7 protein-coding genes are annotated in these 17,870 nt (G+C 60.6%); 3 read left to right on the top strand and 4 right to left on the bottom strand.

Features of this window, described 5'->3' with window-relative positions; all coding sequences use genetic code 11:
- Nucleotides 1-1,575 precede the first annotated feature (1,575 nt).
- From ACI38B_RS01795 to ACI38B_RS01805, 3 genes are all read left to right on the top strand, one after another.
- Entirely contained in the window at nucleotides 1,576-2,295 is a 720-nt protein-coding gene (locus ACI38B_RS01795; protein WP_439729271.1) for a Crp/Fnr family transcriptional regulator, read from the top strand.
- Between the two features lie 192 nt (nucleotides 2,296-2,487).
- A complete protein-coding gene (locus ACI38B_RS01800) occupies nucleotides 2,488-4,614 on the top strand; it encodes a transglycosylase domain-containing protein (RefSeq protein ID WP_439729272.1) in 2,127 nt (708 codons plus the stop codon).
- A 328-nt stretch (nucleotides 4,615-4,942) separates the two neighbouring features.
- Complete coding sequence (locus ACI38B_RS01805; protein WP_439729273.1) at nucleotides 4,943-6,115, top strand: NADH:flavin oxidoreductase/NADH oxidase; 1,173 nt, start codon at nucleotides 4,943-4,945, stop codon at nucleotides 6,113-6,115.
- A 184-nt stretch (nucleotides 6,116-6,299) separates the two neighbouring features.
- Here the strand turns inward: ACI38B_RS01805 and ACI38B_RS01810 are convergent, their stop codons facing one another.
- From ACI38B_RS01810 to ACI38B_RS01825, 4 genes are read right to left on the bottom strand one after another with little or no spacing between them, the layout of a single operon-like run.
- Nucleotides 6,300-8,783 carry a DUF3488 and transglutaminase-like domain-containing protein gene (locus tag ACI38B_RS01810; protein ID WP_439729274.1) on the bottom strand — a complete coding sequence of 828 codons (2,484 nt, stop codon included), beginning with the start codon at nucleotides 8,781-8,783 and terminating at the stop codon, nucleotides 6,300-6,302.
- Nucleotides 8,780-10,000 (bottom strand): DUF58 domain-containing protein, encoded by a 1,221-nt coding sequence (locus ACI38B_RS01815; RefSeq protein ID WP_439729275.1) that lies wholly within the window; start codon nucleotides 9,998-10,000, stop codon nucleotides 8,780-8,782. The genes ACI38B_RS01810 and ACI38B_RS01815 overlap by 4 nt, the downstream gene beginning before the upstream one ends.
- Nucleotides 10,001-10,043: 43 nt before the next feature.
- Entirely contained in the window at nucleotides 10,044-11,633 is a 1,590-nt protein-coding gene (locus ACI38B_RS01820; protein WP_439729276.1) for an AAA family ATPase, read from the bottom strand.
- On the bottom strand, nucleotides 11,630-17,830 hold the full coding sequence (locus tag ACI38B_RS01825) for an Ig-like domain-containing protein (protein WP_439729277.1): 6,201 nt from the start codon (nucleotides 17,828-17,830) through the stop codon (nucleotides 11,630-11,632). The genes ACI38B_RS01820 and ACI38B_RS01825 overlap by 4 nt, the downstream gene beginning before the upstream one ends.
- Nucleotides 17,831-17,870 lie beyond the last annotated feature (40 nt).

Here is a 17,870-nt window from a genome sequence, read left to right on the forward strand (position 1 = left end):
TCCACCTGCATGATGTGCTCGAGCAGCCAATCAGACCATCCGCCCAAACCACCCGAATCGCGGACCGAATCGGAAGTAGGAACCCGAAAACCGATCCAGTCCACGCCAGTGCGGACTGGGTATCCGGCCGCCGGCAACGGCACTACCGTAAACCAGCGGAATTCCAATGATTTGTCCGCACTATGATAATCGACCATTGCCGAACGAGCCGCCCGTGATACCCGGATCAAGGACTGAACTGGGAATCGTACTATGATATCGGAACCGGTCCACGCCCGTTTCTGCCTGAATCGACATCCGGTCATGTCACCAACGCGAAACTGCGGAGTACCAATCTCAGTTCGCCCATCGTAATCCGGCATCGCCAGGCCGGCCGCCGGTGGCACCCGGATTACGGGCCGAATCGGAAGTGGGAACCTGAAACCCGATTGAGTCCACACCGTGCCGACTTGGCATCAGACCGCCAGCCACGACGACACCGTAAACCAGCGGAATTCCAAGAATCTGCACACGCCACGATAATCGATTATCGTCGAACGAGCCGCCTATGACACCTAGATTGCGGACCGAAACGGGAATCGCACCTCGAAATCGGAACCAGTTCGTATCCGCGTCTGTCGGCATCGCATCGCCGATCACGGCAACACGACAAATCAGCAGAATTCCAATGGCCGGATCATATCATCGCAATCCGGCATCGCCAGACCTACCGACCGGACGCCCGAACCCGCGGGCTGAATCGGAAATAGAGGTCCGAAAACCGATTCAGTCCATAAGGATGACCGCCGTTCTGCGCCCGCCAGCTACTACGGCACTGTAAACCCGCGGAATTCCAAGGATTCATCGGCGGGACTGGCTCCAGGAATAGTCCGTCAACCGCTCCAGTCCCCGAACCTGTGGACTGAATCGGGAATCACATGACGATATCGGAACCGGTCCAAATCCACTCCCGTTCATACCCGGTCCGTCAATCGCGACAACACTGTAAACCCGCGGAATACCAAGGATTCTCGCGTCCATGGCAATCTGCCGCTGCTAGGCCAACCGCCCAGGTTGCCCGAACCTGCGGACCGAATCGGAAGTAGGAACCCGAAAACCGATCCAGTCCATACGTGTGCCGGCCCTTTTCCTCCCTGGAACCCTGAGACGGCATCCCGCACCGGGAATCCACCGTGAACCTAGGCAACACCAATACCCGAATCGCGCAACAAGGCACGCAATGAAAGAATGAATGGCTTGGCCATCCGAAATCGCCCTAGAGCAGAGGCGAAGCCATCCGCATCCGTGTGAACATCCACATGAACACAACCACCTACCGTGCGCGTGATCTACCGTGATACCGCGCCGTTGCGCCTCGCCGATGCCTGCCAATACCCGCCGATTCCGGTCGGCACCCCGCCCTGTCAAGTTGTCGGCATCCTGCCGGCATCCGGTTCTTGTCGGGTAACCGTCTCCCAGCCGGAACGCGATTCCGTACATCAATCAAAATGACACCATCTGATCTTGGCGGGAAAGGGATACAATGGGTGCCATATGTGTCGCATCGATGCCAAGCGAAGCGGCAAGGAGGAGCCCATGGTCATGCCCAAGCCCAACGCGATGCCCGAGCCTGACAATATCTTGTTGCGCACCGCGCTGTTCAAGCAGGTATCCGAGCAGCAGGCGGCGCGGCTTCTGCCGTACCTGCAACGTGCGCAGTTCTGCAAGGGCGGCGTGATTTTCGCGGAAGGGGACACCGATCATCGCATGTATCTGCTGGAGCGGGGGCGAGTGAAGCTCACCCGGCGTTCCAGCGACGGCCGCGTGCAACTTCTGAGCATCCACGCTCCGGGCGAAGTATTGGGTGAGATTCCGGTGTTCGATCCGGAAGGCGGACCGCGTACGGCATCGGCGGTCGCTATTTCGAGCCCGACCCAGGTCGTCTGGCTTGAGCATGACGCACTGTTCGCATGGCTCGACCAATATCCGCGTGTCGCCGTTGACATGTTGCAGGTGCTCGCACGTCGTATGCGCGCGAACAACGAGCGCATCAGCGACTTGGTATTCATGGATGTACCCGCCCGACTGGCGAAAACCCTCATCAATCTGGCGTCCCGCTTCGGCGTGCCCGAAGAGGCCGGCGTCAAGATCCCGCACGATCTGACCCAGGAGGAGCTGGCGCAGCTGGTCGGTTCGTCCCGTGAGACGGTGAACAAGGCGTTGACCGAATTCGCGAACCGCGGGTGGATTGCGCGTGATGGCAGAAGCATCGTCATCTATCAGCCGGGAGCGTTGATTCGCCGTTCCAAGCGCTGAGCCGGCACGGGAACCGGTCATATCGAATCGAGGGCTTCAGGCGGCGGTTTCCACAGTGCACCCGCCCTTCGATAGGCTGATTTTCGGCTTGTTTTCAGCCTTTTTCGGATTTTTAGCGGAATGTGCAAATACCGTGCCGTTGTGCGAGCGGCAACGCGGTAATGGTACAGGCGACACCATAGAATGGGGCACATGCCCAAGAAGAACTCCCTGACTGCTCGACGTGCGCTCGCTTTGCTGCTCGCATATCTGACCCTCTGCATCGCCGGAGGCGTCGTCGTGAGCCTGATGGCGATGCCCGCCGTGTTCGGGGCGAACAACGCGGCGAAGGCGCTTGCACCGTCCCTGGCTGTCGAGGGCATTGATTTCGATGTGACCAGCCTGCCGCAGAAATCCACGCTGTACGCGTCTGATGGCAAGACGGTGATTGCCTCGTTCTACGCGCAGAACCGCGAGGTCGTACCAATCAAGAACATTTCTGTATACATGCAGCGTGCCGTGGTCGCACGTGAGGATCGCCGATTCTTCGAACACGCCGGCGTCGACGTCCAGGGCGTGCTGCGTGCGTTCGTGCAGACCTACGTGGCTAAGGGTGACACCCAGGGCGGCTCGTCCCTGACCCAGCAGTATGTCAAGAACGTGCTCATGGTCAAGGCCCGCGAGGACGATGACCCGATTGCCGAATACCATGCCTCCGAGGACACCGTCGCGCGCAAGTTACGAGAGATGCTCATCGCCGTGCAGATGGAGAAGAAATATTCCAAATACGAGATTCTGCAAGGGTATTTGAATATCGCCCAGTTCGGCTCCGGCAGCCTGTACGGCGTGGAGGCGGCGGCGAAACGCTACTTCAACACGACCGCGGCGAAGCTCACCGTCGTCCAGGCGGCCACCATCGCGGCGATTACCAAGAACCCGGAGAAATACGATCCGTCCATCGAAGCCAACCAGAAGACTTCTGAGGAACAGCGCAATATCGTGCTCGATTTGATGCTTCAGGAGAAGTTCATCACGAAAGCACAGCATGACAAAGCCAAAGCTACCCCGCTGAAAGACACGCTGAACATCCAGTCGGTGCAACAGGGGTGCCAGGTGGCCGGCGATGCTGCGTTCTTCTGCAGCTATGTGACCAACCAGATCCTCAATTCCAAGGAATTCGGCAAAACCGCGCAGGCCCGGCAGAAGCTGTTGAACGAAGGCGGCCTGGAAATCTACACCACGATGGATGTCAACGCGAACAGCGCCGCGATGAAAGCCGCGCGTGACACCATCCCGGTGGATGACCCTACGGGCTTCGAAGTGACGATAGCCGCAATCAAACCGGGGACGGGAGAGGTGCTCGGCTTCGGCATTAACCGAACCTATGATGCGACGGATGCGGCGAAGACCGATCCGACGCGAACGTCCATCAACTATGCGGTCGACCAGAAAGACGGCGGAGGTATCGGTTTCAACGTCGGTTCAACGTGGAAGCCGATCAACATGATCGCCTGGATGCTGCAAGGGCATTCCATCAACGAATCCTTGAGAACCTACACGAGTTATGCGAACAGTTCCTTCAACTGCTCGAAGTTCTCCGGACATGGCACATGGTCGCTGCACAACTCCGAAGGCGGCACCGTCAGCCAGGAAACACCGTTGCAGGGCCTGATCAAATCGCACAACACCACGCAGGCGTCCATGACGCAGGTGATCGGCTTGTGCGCGATTGCGGACGCGGCGAAAACCGTCGGCTATCATAACGCAATCCTCGGGCAGGAGGATGTTTACTCGGCCAACTCGTTCAACCCGCCTATGATCATCGGTTCCGTTCAGGCGTCCCCGCTGACCATGGCGAACGTGTACGCGACTATCGCGGCGAACGGTGTGGAATGCACGCCGATCGCCATCAAGAAGGTCATCAAGCAGAACGGCAAGAGCGTCAAGGTGCCAAGCGCGAACTGCCATCAGGCCATCGCGCCGGAAATCGCCCAGACCACGGCATACGCCCTGAATCAGGGCGTGTTGAAGGGCGAGGCGAAAGCGGCGCAACTTGACAACAACCGTAAGACCTTCGCGAAAACCGGTACCAATGAGCAGACGTACATGTTGACGGCCGGGTTCGTGCCCAACCAGGTGGCGGCATTCGTCGCCGTCGGAAACGCCGAGGTGCAGGAGAGCTTCTCCGGCAAGACCATCAACGGGGTCAGCCACGGCACCTGGTACGGCATGTATATCGCGTCTCCGGCGTGGAAGGAATTCATGGACACGTATCTTGCCGCAATCAACGCGCCGATTGATAACGATTACGGCACGCCCGCCGAGCAATATATGAGGTGATTCGGCTGGGGCATCGGCACGACGGCCACAGACAGGAGGCGATTCGCGATTGCGGGTCGCCTCCTGTCATATTCGTCGCGGATTGTCTCACCGTCGCGGATCGGCGCCGAAACCGGTGCGCGGACGTTTGGCTGATGCTCGGCGGACGCTTGTTCGTCCGTTGTTCACCGAATCTGTCGGCGATTTGCAGCCTGACATCATACAATGCAAATGGAGGCACACGAGAGACCATATACGGGCGGTTTACGCAGATACAGTCGTTGAACGGCATCGAACAGTCGTCGAACAGTCGTCGACGGTTCATCGCGGCCCGCTGAAAGGAGTCGACATGGCAAAAGACGATAAGACCACGAAAGTGAAGGATATCAAGGGGAAGGGTGACAAGGAGCAGAGCGGCAAGGGACAGTCCCGCGTCGATAGCAGGCTGTTCGAACCGTTCCAGCTGCGCGGCTTGACGATGCGAAACCGCATCTGGCTGCCCCCGATGGACACCTATTCGGTGTATGCGCAGGATGGCAAGCCGACGCCGTTCCACTATCAGCATTATGTCTCCCGCGCCATCGGCGGGTTCGGCATGGTCATCGTCGAATCCACTGCGGTGAGCCCGGAAGGCCGTATTTCCCCATGCGATGTCGGTCTGTGGAACGACGACCAGATTCAGGCGTGGCGTTGGATTGTCGAAGGCGCGAAAGCGACCGGAGCCCGCATCGGCGTGCAGCTCAACCACGCTGGTAGGAAAGGCAATACCGGCAGTTTCTCGCTGGGATACATCCATGAGAATGTGCCGCAGGACAAGGGCGGCTGGCAGACCGTCGCCCCGAGCCCAATCCCGTATGCGAAACTGGACGCTCCGCGTGAACTCAGCGTTGATGAGATCCACGGAATCGTCGCACAGTTCCGCGATGCCGCGGCGCGCGCTGTGGCCGCCGGCTTCGATATGGTGGAAATCCACGCAGCCCATGGCTACCTGCTTTCGGAATTCCTTGACCCGCTGACCAATAAGCGTGAAGACGAGTACGGCGGTTCGTTGGAGAACCGGATGCGTCTGGTGGTTGAAGTCGTGGATGCCGTCCGCCAGGTGATTCCCGACTACATGCCGCTTGTGGTGCGTGTTTCCGCGACCGATTGGGCCGCCGGCGGCTGGGATCTGGTTCAAACCGTGGAGCTGTCCCGTGTGCTCAAGGAGCATGGTGTAGATCTGATCGACGTGTCGACCGGCAGCATCATCCCGCATGTGAATGTGCCGGTCAAGGATGGATGGCAGGTACCGTTCGCCGCGGCGATCCGCAAGGAAGCCGAGATTCCGGTGAGCGCGGTCGGACTGATCACCAAGCCTAAGCAGGCGGAGAAGATCGTGCGCAAAGGCAAGGCGGATGTTGTGGAAATCGGTCGTGCCGCGTTGCGTGACCCGTATTGGCCGTTGCGCGCCGCCTACAAGCTGGGTGTGCCCGCCGACCAGGTGCCGTACGCGGACCAGTACCGTCGGGGCGCTTACTGCTGAGGTTTGGGCTTTCCCTATAGCTGGGCTCTGCTGCGGGGCTTGCCGCCACGTTTGACGCCGTGTTTGGCGGGTATTGATGTCGTCAAGTCTGGCGTCGGATTTGGCCGGGCTCGTCACTGGGTGATGCGTCGGGTATTGATGCGGGTGTCGGGAGGGTTCCGGATGTTCATGCAGTGCGTCGGGTTCATGGTTTCCGTCCTGTTCCGGGTATCTTCCATGTTGTTCCCGTGCCGCATGCCGTGTGGAACATCCCTCGCAGCGAGAGTTTGGCGCGCCACCTGCGCAACGCCGGCAATGATTTGAGCATGGCAGTGCGTTCCTTGATGACGTCATTCCAATACCGGTCGACTTGATGCTGATTGATGGTGTCGCCGGAGAAGGAGACATAGTCCGCTTCCTTGCCCAACATGACCAGCGCATCAGGCGTGAGGCCCATTTCCTGGGCGATGGCTTGCGCCTGCTCGTTTCTGGTGCCGTGAACGCTGAGACCGCTTTGCAGTGCGGTTGTGGTGACCGCCTGCCAGCCTGCTGCGATGCGTTGCGATGGGCTGCCGTGTTTGCGCGCCCATAGCAACGTGATTGCCTTGATGGCGAGCAACAGTGCACATACTGCGAGCAACACCCAGATTGGGCTGCCATACAGGGCGACCGCTCGGGCGACGGTACGGAACCGTGCCCAAGACGTGTTGTCTGGTGTTTCATCGGCCATGCTGCCGCCGATTGATGATGCGCCGGTGGCTTGATTGTCGTCACGCAAAGGGTTGGTGAGCGGGACCGCGGGCTGGCGCACCAGCGTCTGCGGATTCGGCGGGGTCAGGTTCTGGTTGTCGTCCGGGATTTTTGTTTCCTTCGGTGTCGGGTAGAACGGTACCCAACCGTATCCGTCCAGCTTGATTTCCACCCACGCGGTCACATCATTGCCGGTGAATTGTGTGACGGTGGATGTGCCGTGCTTCTCGGTGCGGCTCTCGCTGATGTCGCCCTCATCGTTCTTCGGTAAGAACCCGAGCACGACGCGACTGGGTATGCCCAGGCTGCGGGCCATCAATGCCATCGCGGAGGCGTATTGCTCGCTGTCGCCGACCATGGCGGACCCAGCCAACAGCTGGTCGATACGGTAATTGCCGTGGCCGGCACTGGAGGGGTAGTCCCCGTCCAGCCCGTGTGAGAACCAGCCTGATTCCTTGAGTTGCTTCGCAATGGCCTGTGCCGCCTTGCCGCCGCTGGCCTGTCCGCCTGCTGTGGCGTTGGCGAGCTTGTCCACGCTGTCGGGCACGTCTTCGGCTTTGGGCTGACTGATTGGGCAGGTCGCCGCCTTAGCGATTTCCTCGTCGGTCGGCATGCGAGGAATGACGCCGGTTTCCGTGTAGGACAATCCCGCGTAGGTGCGTGCGGAGTAGATGGAGGACATGGTGTCGGTGTTGTAGTAGAACGAATCGGCGTCGGATGTTTTCGCGAATCGTACGTTTGACGCGGCGCCGGCGATGGGCAGCCAGTAGTCGGTCAGCCCTTTGTCCACTGTGAATGTGGCGGTGAAACGCTTGCCTTCCGCGGTGTTGCGGATACTGGTGCCGACACGGCGGTAGTTGGAAGAGTCCGAGGCCATTGCCGAGTCGGACAGATTCCACACATTGCCGTCGAACCGGTCCATGACGGCAACGCGTACGGTGGAGCCGGCTGGCAGATCGGTGACGGTCAGCAGCACGTCATCCTTGTGGTTCTTGACGTATGAGCGCATGCCGCTGAGCGGGCTTGTGTACAGGTAGGGGCTCAGCGGCGGTTCGTAATGGTCGCGCAGGATGGTGCGGTGCTGCCCGACAACAGCGCATCCGCCGACCGCGAGCGACGCTGAAATCAGCACGATGATGATACTGCTCAACCACCGGCTCAGCTCCAGCAGGTTCCATCGCGAGCTGATCCAGACGACCAGCGTAATGGCTGTCACGGTGCCTGCGATGATGCGGTGGAATCCGGTCGTGGAGCCGAGCAGCGCGCAGGCCGCCGTATTCGCCAAGATGGGGATGACGGCGATTATGGTGTACCGTCCGTTGTCGGTGACGGCGAAGATACCGGTTAGCAGCGCCGCCCATAGACAAATCGTCCATACAGCGAGTAGTGAGCCATCTGCCGTCCCCACCGGCGGGTCGAGTGCAAGCAGGTATTTGAACGAGCCCAGCATGCTCATCCATCCCTGCCTGATGGTACGGACTGTCGGGATGATATGTGCGATGGTGGTGTCGTTGAGTATCAGGACGGGGCCGACCACCAGTTGCGCGAATGCCATGAACAGCATCTGCCACCATAGGCGCAGCGCGGGGAAGACCCCGGCGAGCGCCACCAGCGAGCCGATGATGGTGGCGGGGATTGCTGCCGTGGCCCATGACAGCGCGGATCCGTAGACATCAATCAGATTGCTGGATGCGACGAGGGTGAGCAGCGCTGCGATAAGCAGGCTTGCGTAGGGTGCCGCGCAGTGCCGTGTGCCGGCCAAGGGGGTGGGTTGTCCTGGGCGCGTTATCCAGATTGCCGAGCGTGTGGAGTCCATCCATGTGCCGGTGGCTGTCGCCGTCGCCGTGGATGTGACAGTCGATGCGGCGGTGTCGGTCAGATCCGTGGTACTGGTGACATCGCCGGCGTTCATGGTGGTGATGGGGTTGGTGGGGTTCATGCCAGTGCTCCCATGATGATCGGGAGGTCGTCGAGGTCTCCTACGGTTGCCAAGGTGAAATCAGGGTAGTGTTTGATGGTGCGTGGCTGGCCCGGCGCGGTTTGCAGGACTACGCAGGTCGCGCTGTGGGGGAGCGCCAGTGCCATGCGCGTGATGATGTCGATGGGTTTGAGGCTGCCGACTGTGAAGCAGTAGAAGGATGCGTCTGCTGCGTGGGCCAGTGTGGCTTGTGCGAGATTGGGGTTGTCGTCGATATCAGGGTCGATGCCGCTGCATTCATCTAGGAATTCCGTGGGATTGCGGGGTGTCGTGTGGTTGATGCCGGCGTGGGCGGTCACCGGCCGGTCCTGTTGCAGGCACTGCACGCCGATGGATGCGTGGACTGACACCGCAAGTTCAAACTCCTGCGAGTGTGCGTAATCATGGGGATTCACACTGATGGTCAGCGAGGTGTCGGTGCGTCGGGTGGCTTCGTATTGGCGGATCATCAGTGTTCCGGTTTTCGCGGAGCTGAGCCAGTGGATGTTGCGCACGTCGTCGCCTGGGGCGTATTCGCGCAGACCGTGGAAATCTAGATCATCATCCACGATTTCGTTGCTTGGCTGGCCTTCGAGGTCTCTGGGGACGCCTGCGCTGAGCGTATTCAATGCGACTGTGCGCGGATGGACGAACACGGTGATCTGCTCGGTGAGTCGCCTCTCACGGCGCACCAGGCCGAATGGGTCGCCTCTGCGGATGGATAAGGGGCCGACGGGCAGAATATCCCGTGATACTGCGGTGAATTCCACGGTTGTCATGCGGGACTGGCCTGCGGCGAGCATGGGGATGGTGAAGCGCTCGTGGTCGTCGCCGATGGGCAGGTCGCCTCGCGCCGAAGCGGTCGGTGTGCGGCCGGGATTGTCGACGCATACGTTGACGGCCACCTTGTCCGATACAGTGACCCGTCTGCGGGACACATCGATGGTGGCGTTGAAGGTGGTGTTGCCGAGCGACAGCACAACCGCACATATCATCATGGCCGTGAACGCCGCCGCCATGGCGAGCAGTTCGTGCCATCCGAACAGAAGGAACGCCGTCGCCGAGATGATGGCCAAGGCGATGACCGTCCACCCGGGGACGGAGATATACGAGGTGAGCAGCCGTTTGGCCCGGTGCCGGATACGTCGCAGGGTGCGTACCGTGGCTGTTCTGCGCCGCATAGTGTGCGATTGCCGCATTCCTTGACCTTTCGATGAGGGTGGTTTACCGGTTCGATATGGTTCACGCGTTGGCACCAATGGTTGGCGCGGGGACGTCTTCGAGGATCTGCCCAATCAGCTGTTCAGGGGTTGACCCGGCGAATGTGGATTCGGCGGTCAGGGTGATGCGGTGAGCGAGGACCGCAACCGCAAGATGCTTCACATCGTCGGGCACCACGTATCCGCGATTGTCGGCTGCTGCCCAGACGCGCGCACACCGGGTGAGTGCCAGTGCGCCTCGCATGGAGGACCCGACTCGGATGCGCTCGTTGTGACGGGTGGCCTCGACCAGTCGCACGATGTATTCAAGGATTGAATCATCGAGACGCACATGCTCGCTGATGCCACGCATGCGCAGCACATCCTCCCCGGAAAGCACCGGGTGGACGGTGGCGGCTCGGTCAGTGACGTTGATTTGCCTGAGAATGTCCACGCTGACGTCATGACTGGGGTAGCCGACGGTCGTTTTGATGAGGAAACGATCCATCTGTGCTTCGGGCAGTTTATATGTGCCGAGCTGTTCAATCGGGTTCTGGGTGGCGATGACCATGAACGGTTGGGGTACCGGATGGGTGACGCCGTCGACAGTGACGTTCTGCTCCTCCATGACTTCGAGCAGTGCCGACTGTGTTTTCGGTGAGGCACGGTTGATTTCGTCGGCGAGCACGATGGAGGCGAAGATGGGGCCATCTCGGTATTCGAATTCGCCGGTTTTCTGGTCGTAATAGGTGACGCCGACCACGTCGGACGGCAGCAGGTCCGGTGTGAACTGGATGCGCTTGAACGGCATATCGATGGAGTTGGCCAGACCGCGGGCCAGCTGGGTTTTTCCGGTTCCCGGGTTGTCTTCGAGCAGGATGTGCCCGCCGACCACCATGGCGGCGGCGCATTGGCGGATCGGTGTTTCCTTGCCGACCACGACGTGGGAGACGTTGTCAACGAGTTTGGAAAACATGCTGTGGAATTCGGCGATGTCCGCCGACGGTGTGGGGAGCAGGGACGGTGAGAAGGCGGCCTGGCCTGCCTGTCCTTGTTGGCCATGCCATTCCTGCCGTGGTTGCGCAGGTTGGGCGGGTCGCGCAGGTTGGGCGGGTCGGCCAGGTTGAGTAGGTCGGGCGGGTCGCGTAGGTTGGGCGGGGCGGCCAGGTTGAGTAGGTCGGGCGGGAGAGGGTATGGATTGCGTGGCGTGCGATGCCTGTGGAGTCAGCGGCGTCTGTGGAGTCATCGGGGTGCGCTGGGACTGCTCGTTCGGTGCGGGAACGATTCTCGTGGGTTGGCCTTGCGATGGTGCCGGGGTCGCTTGTATTGCGGCCGGCGGTGTTGTCGACGGCAGAGTTCCGCGAGTGCTCAGCAGCGTACCTTCAATATCGTCATCTGGATGCGCCGGTGGAAGTCCTTGGCTTGGAGCCGTTGCCGCAGCGGATACCGTTGCCGCGACCGGAGGCGCGGCTGCGGCAACGGAAGAAACCGGCGCCGGAGCCGGAATCGCCGGCTGGGCCGGTTGTTGTCCGGTTTGCGCAAGGAACGGCTGTGGCACCTCCGGGCGCTCGGGAATGCGCGGTGTATGGCCGATGGAGCCCAGTTGGGTTTCCTCGTCGAATTCGTCGCTCATGAGATGATTGCTCCTTGCTGTTGGGTGATTATGGTCAGGACGTATTGTTCCTTGGTCGACGGCGTGCGCCATGCCCTGAGTCCCAAGGCCTGGGCCTGCTGCCGATGCTGGAACAGCATGATGGGGGAGAAAGGTGTCGATTTCTGGCTCACCGTGTTCACGGTATCCGTGCCTTCATTCGCTGTGCTCACCCTGTTCGATTGGACACTCAGGCTTGCGCTGGGCGTCACGCTGGGCGTCACGCCGAGAGTTGTGCTCGGGTTCTTGCTGAGGTTTGTGATGGGACTTGCGCTCGGGCTCGGTGTCGGGTTCGGCTGCGCGTGCGGCTGGTACCTGTCGGCATCTTTCAGGCGCTCGCCGCTGGTCTCATTGCTCAATGCCGGGTCGTCGCCGACCACGCGCGCCTTCCAGACATAGTCGACTCCCGTCGGGAGTATGTTGTTGACGTTGAGCGTGTGATCGGAGGGTGTCCACGGGACATCGTACGACTTGCCTTCTGCTGTGAAGGTAATCATGGTTTTGCCTGACTGCCCGTACATGTTCACGGTTCCGCCCATGACGTCGATGGTGTCCGTATCGGTACTGCTCCAGCGCAATTGCGGTGCTTGGATGCCCGCTTTCTGCTTATTCACATAGACCGGGGAGGCGCTGCCTTCGGTCGGTTTGCTTGTCACGCCCTTGAACCGCTGCATTACGCTGGCCGAAGTGCAGGACTGCCATGGGGCCATCATGAAATCGTGCGACCGTTCGGATGCCCCGGCCTCATAGGGATCGAACCCGCTTGCGTGTACGGTGTACCCGTCGGCGTGCCCCCGCATCTTCCACGTGACCGTGCAGATGCCGTTGTCGCCGGAAACGGAGACGCGCTCCGGCTTCTCCACGGTGTACAGCGGGGTGAAGGTCACCTTGGCGGGGTCGCTTCGCGTCGCCTTCTTGCCGATGACGATCGCTTCAACGACGTATTCCTTTGTGTTGAGATTACGCTCCGGGATGTCGAAGGATTCCGACCCGGAGCAGGACATCGTCATGGTGACGTCTCCGGACAGTTCAATGGACTTGCATCCCGCGTTGCGCGTATTGCCGACCGATTCGACGGTGACGGTTCCGCGCGTGTCATCATTGGTCAACGTGACGGTCGGAGCGTCCGGCCTGCCCCATGGTTTCGCATCGTCGGACTGTTTGGAAGGCTGGCTCCAGTTCACGTTGTTGTGCGATTGCACGGTCGCCTTGTAGGATGCGCCGTCGACGATTGTGTTGTTTTCGATGGTGAAAGTGACGCTGGTGCCGGTCGTTTCAACGGGAGCGGGTGCGTTCGTGCCGCTCAGCGTCACCCGGTACTTGTCGATCGCGGAGAAATTGCCGTTCGGGGCTTTCCATGTGACCGTGACGGAGCGTTCACCGGCTTCCGCCGTCACATCTGTCGGCGCGTCCGGCAGTTTGTCGGGGGTGCTTTGCACGGTGTTGGATTCCTTCGACCAGCCGACCTCGTTCTTCGCCTGCACTTTGAATGTGTAGGTTTTGCCGTTTCTCAGGCCGTCCACCGTACATGAGGTAGCCGCGCCACAGGATTTCTGGCCGGAACCCTCACCACCCCAGATGACCCGATATTCGGAGATCGGGCTGCCGTTGGCCGATCCGGCCGTCCAACTCAAATCAACCCTGCCGTCCTGTGGTTTGCTGGAAACCGCGGACAGGAGCGGTGCATCTGGCTTGTCCGTCACGGAAACGTTGATGGTCCCGGTCACTTCGCGGTCCTTGGCCTGGGTGGCGTCGCGCACGGTGACGATCACCCTGTTCGTGCTTGCACCGATGTCTGAGGCCGCTTTGATGGATACCACGCCATCGGGCGAACAATCCACGGTGAATTTCGCGTTCTTGTCCGAAACGCAGCCGGTCACGGTCAAGGGGGTGTTCGGGAACGGGTTGTAGGCGTCGGACAGCATATTCACCTGCCCGACGGACCCAGCTTTGATGGTTATCGTCTTATCGCCCAGACGCGCCAACGGTCTGGTGGATGAGGTGACGCGTACCGTCAAGCCGGCGTTGACGGTACCTTTCGAATAGGCGATGGCGATCGGCACATTGACGGTGGTGCCGGCTGTAGCAGTTTTGTCTGCGGACACGGTCAGTTTGCCGGTCGCACTCACCTTGGCAGTGACGCCGTTGGCGTTCGCCCCACCGGAATACGTGTACTGCTTTTCGTCATCGTATAATCCGGACGCCGAATGGGTCAGCGCTTTCAAATCGATGGTCGAAGCGCTTTCCCCGGCCACCACATCGATTGTGGAGGAGGAGAAGGTCGGGGCGGGTACGTCACGCCCGATTACGGTGATCGGCAGGGTGAGCACCGCGGAATTGACGATTTTCACGTTGTCGTTCTTGCCGCGTTTGCCGTCCGTTGCGGTGAAGGTGATGGAAGCCGGGCCGGCATAGTTGCTGGGCGCGGTGAAACGTAGCGTTTGGTCGTTGACATACAGGTTGTCGTCCGCGGCTTTTGTGGTGGTCACCGAATCAGCGCCGTCCACGTAGGCGGTTTTACCCGCGCCCACACGAACATAGTTGGCGATGTTGATGGTGATGGTTTCACGTGCGTTGACTTTCAACGCGGGGGCTTTCGGACGCAGGGTGGGCGGGAAGACGCCGTACGCCGGCACTTGGATGAACGCGGTGGATGTGATGCCGTACGTCGTGTTCGTCACGGTGTACGGGACCGCACGCGCCTCGTCGGTCAGTTCCACGGTGATGGTTGTGGAGCCCTTGCCGCCTTTGACATGAGCATGCTCCGTGGCGGAGGGGTCGACGCCCACGCTCAGCTCGTCTGCGGTTCCCGAAGGATTGGCGATCCACTGCGAGACATCCACGTCCACGGATTTCTTGTCGATTGTGGCGGCTGCGGGAACGCGGTAATCATAAGCGGTCGGAGGATCGATGGGGGCGTTCGCGTCTACGTTCACCGTCAGGGTCGCGGTGTCGGACAAGCCGGCCTTGTTCTTGACCGTATACGCCACGTAATAGGTGCCTGCCTGTTTCGGCGTGGTGAACGCGAGCATGCCGTCGATGACGGTGATGCCGTTGATGCCTTGCGATTCGACGTGTTTTGCGACCGTGAGGTCCGTGTTGTCGCCGCAGATGTCGTTCTGGGCTACTGGTACGGTCGCCGCCGTGTTCGGACGCAGGGTGATTTCGTCATCGCGTGCGTACACGCCGGAATCGGAGCCGGAGGAGAAGACGCCCACGCGGATTTGCGCGGTTGCGCGTTGACCGGTCCAATCTTCCACGGCGTAGGAGAAGGTGTCGGTGCCTGACGAATCGGCGTACGCCTCATACACCAGGTATGTGGCGCCCACTTCGGTGATTCGGCCGAGTTTCGGTGCCTTGTTGCCTAATCCAAGCAGTTGCACGTCATCGCCGTCCGGATCGATACCGGTCAGCGTGATCGGGATCTGGACCTTTCTGCCCGCTGCCACCTGGGCCTCCGTGTCCGAGGGGGTGGGGGCCGCCTTGTCGACGGCGTCCTTGCGGTGTACGTCGATGGTGATTGTGGCGGAGGCTGTGTTACCCAGATTGTCTTTGACCGTGTATGTGACGGGGTAGGACCCGGGTTCTCCCGTGGCCTGATAGCGCACGGTGTTCCCGGAGACGAACACCAGGCCCTTGAACGTGGCCTTGTCGACCTGCAGGTTGTCTTGCAGTTTCACTGTGGTCCCGTCCGAGTAGGTCACATGGTCGAGCACATTCACGGACACGATGCCGCCGGTTCTCACCTGCGCTGTGACATTCTCGGCTTTCGGTACGGAGTTCGATCTGGTCAATGCGGGCGGTTGCAGGGTGATGACACCCGTCGACGATCCGGCGGCATTGGCCACGGTGTATGTCAATTGCACCGGTTCGGTCGGCACCTGGCGGGCGGTGATGTAGATTCGCTTGTTGCCCACAATGCCGGTTTTGATGCCGCTTTGCGTGTCCGCGGCGACGCTGGCCACTGACAGGACGCCTCCCAACGGGTCGACATCGTTGGTCAGCGGCTCGACGATTGCGGTGTTGTCTGCGCCCAGTAGCGCCACATCGTTCGCCGCAACCGGCTTGGCGGCGTCGCCGGTCACTGCTTGCACCTCCACCCGTACGAGACCGGTCGCCGGGATGGTGCCTTGGATGATGGTGTACGGCACATAGTAGGTGCCCGGGCTTGACACGCTAAACGCAATCGACATATCCGCAGCGTTCATGGTGGCGGATACGCCGGGTACGGATTCCACTGATGTCAGTCGGGCGGGTTCCGCGCTGGTGCCGTGCACATACTGCTTGAGCGCGATGGTGGTGCAGGTGCCGGGCGTGGTCTGCATAGCCACCGGGTCGATCACGGCGGCGAGCGTGTTCGCCGGTTTCACGGAGAAATAGATCATTCCCGTACCGGTCTGCTTTCCGTCCGACACGGTGACTTCGATGCCCACGCGTCCTGAGGACATGGAACCGGCGTTGAACACAAGTTGGCCGTCGGCTCGCGTGGAGACGGTCACCTGATCGGTGTTCTGTGGGGATGCCGACACCAAGGTCAGCGGGTCGCCGTCAGGATCGGAGAAGCTTTCCAACGCATTGGCGGTATAGGAAGCCCCCTGCTCGACGTCGATTTGTGGAGGAATATCGGTCTGCTGCGGGGCCCGGTCCTCGCCGTCGGCGAGGTTCAGGGACACGTTCGCGCTGGCGGTCTGGCCGTGTCCGTCAGAAATCTCGTAGCTGAACGTCACCTCGCCCGCCCCTGCCGCCGAGGCGTCAAGTTGCAGGTACCGTCCGTCATAAATGGGGAAGACCGTAATATTCGCGCCATCGGGTGCGCTGACCGAATCGATGTGCAGCACCGAGCAGTCGGTCTGCTCATCGTTACGCAACACGTCGAGAATCTGCTGGGACCCGGTGCGCGCGCCGAACGCATCGTCTTGCGCCCTGATCTGCCCTGACTGGGATGAGCAGCTCTTGCTGAAACGGTGCTGATTGCTGGCGCTGTCGTTGTTGCGCTCCTGCTGCTTGGATTCCTTGGTTTCCACCTTGTTCCACTGGATTTTGATGACTTTGGCGGAATCCTGCGGATTCCACACATTGCCGTTGATTACGTCGTTGAGGACCACCAGACGATGGTTGGTGCGGAAGACGAGTTGCGAGGTGGGGTCGATGGATTCCAGCGATGAGTATGTCGCTCCCTCGCTGTTTGCATCGCATGCACTTACGTAGTTTTCAGCCCGCTGCGCCCACGCCGCGAAGACGCATCCGCCGGTCGACACCGGTCGTGCCACATCGCCCTTGCCTGCTTTCGGCAATGTGTTGACAGCACCGGAATGCAGATTGACCAAGGCGAGGCCGCGCGGGGTCGCCGCCGCCACCCAGCTGCTCTGCTTGTCATCGGTGGACGGGGCCTGTAGTGTCACCTTACCTTGCAAGCCGATGTCGGCGCTTCCTTTCGGCCAGAACACCTTACCGTTGCCGGCGACGACCGGTGTGCCGCCGATGATTGTGAACGATTCAACCCCCGTAGCGTTCTCGATCCGAGCGACCTCATTCGACGAGCCCTGCGGGCCATTAACGCTCAACACCGCATGGTCGGACGGGCGATACCCGTACACGACACCATCATGGGTCACGGCGATCGCACCCGAGGAGCCGAGTTTCATGGTCGGACTGCCGCTTGTCGGGTTCACCGAGGCGATATCGGAGGCGGAACCCACCCACACGTTCCCCGATTTCGTGTTGATAATCGCCGCCGTCTTCCCGCCGATCACGGTTTCCATATCGGCGGTGATGCTGGTGTTTCCGTGCACGCTGACGGTGGAGGCCGCGATATTGCTCGCTTTTGTCCCCTCGGCAATCACGGTGTCACCATCGTGCTGGGCTATGTCGAAACGCGCTGCAGTCGAGGCGACTCCGGCATCGGCGTCCTTGTTCTTCACGTTGAACCGTGCGGCCTTATGGTCTTTGAGCGAAGTGACCCATACCGTGCCGTCATCAAGCTGCACATGCGGCTGTGTCACCGAACTGACAATGACGCAACCGGCGACGATGCCGAGCAGCAGAACCAGCATGACGACCGGGGTGATCCACCGCCGGTTGCCGGACGGTACCAACCGGCGCATCGGGGCAGGGAAACGCTTCCGCATCTCGCTGGGCGGCGGCAACGGTTGACGTTCGATGAAATTGCTGCTGCTCATATCCTGGCTCTTCCTTGGGCGTGAAATGTACTGTGTTCTT

Source organism: Bifidobacterium sp., from assembly GCF_051876855.1.
GTDB lineage: Bacteria > Actinomycetota > Actinomycetes > Actinomycetales > Bifidobacteriaceae > Bifidobacterium.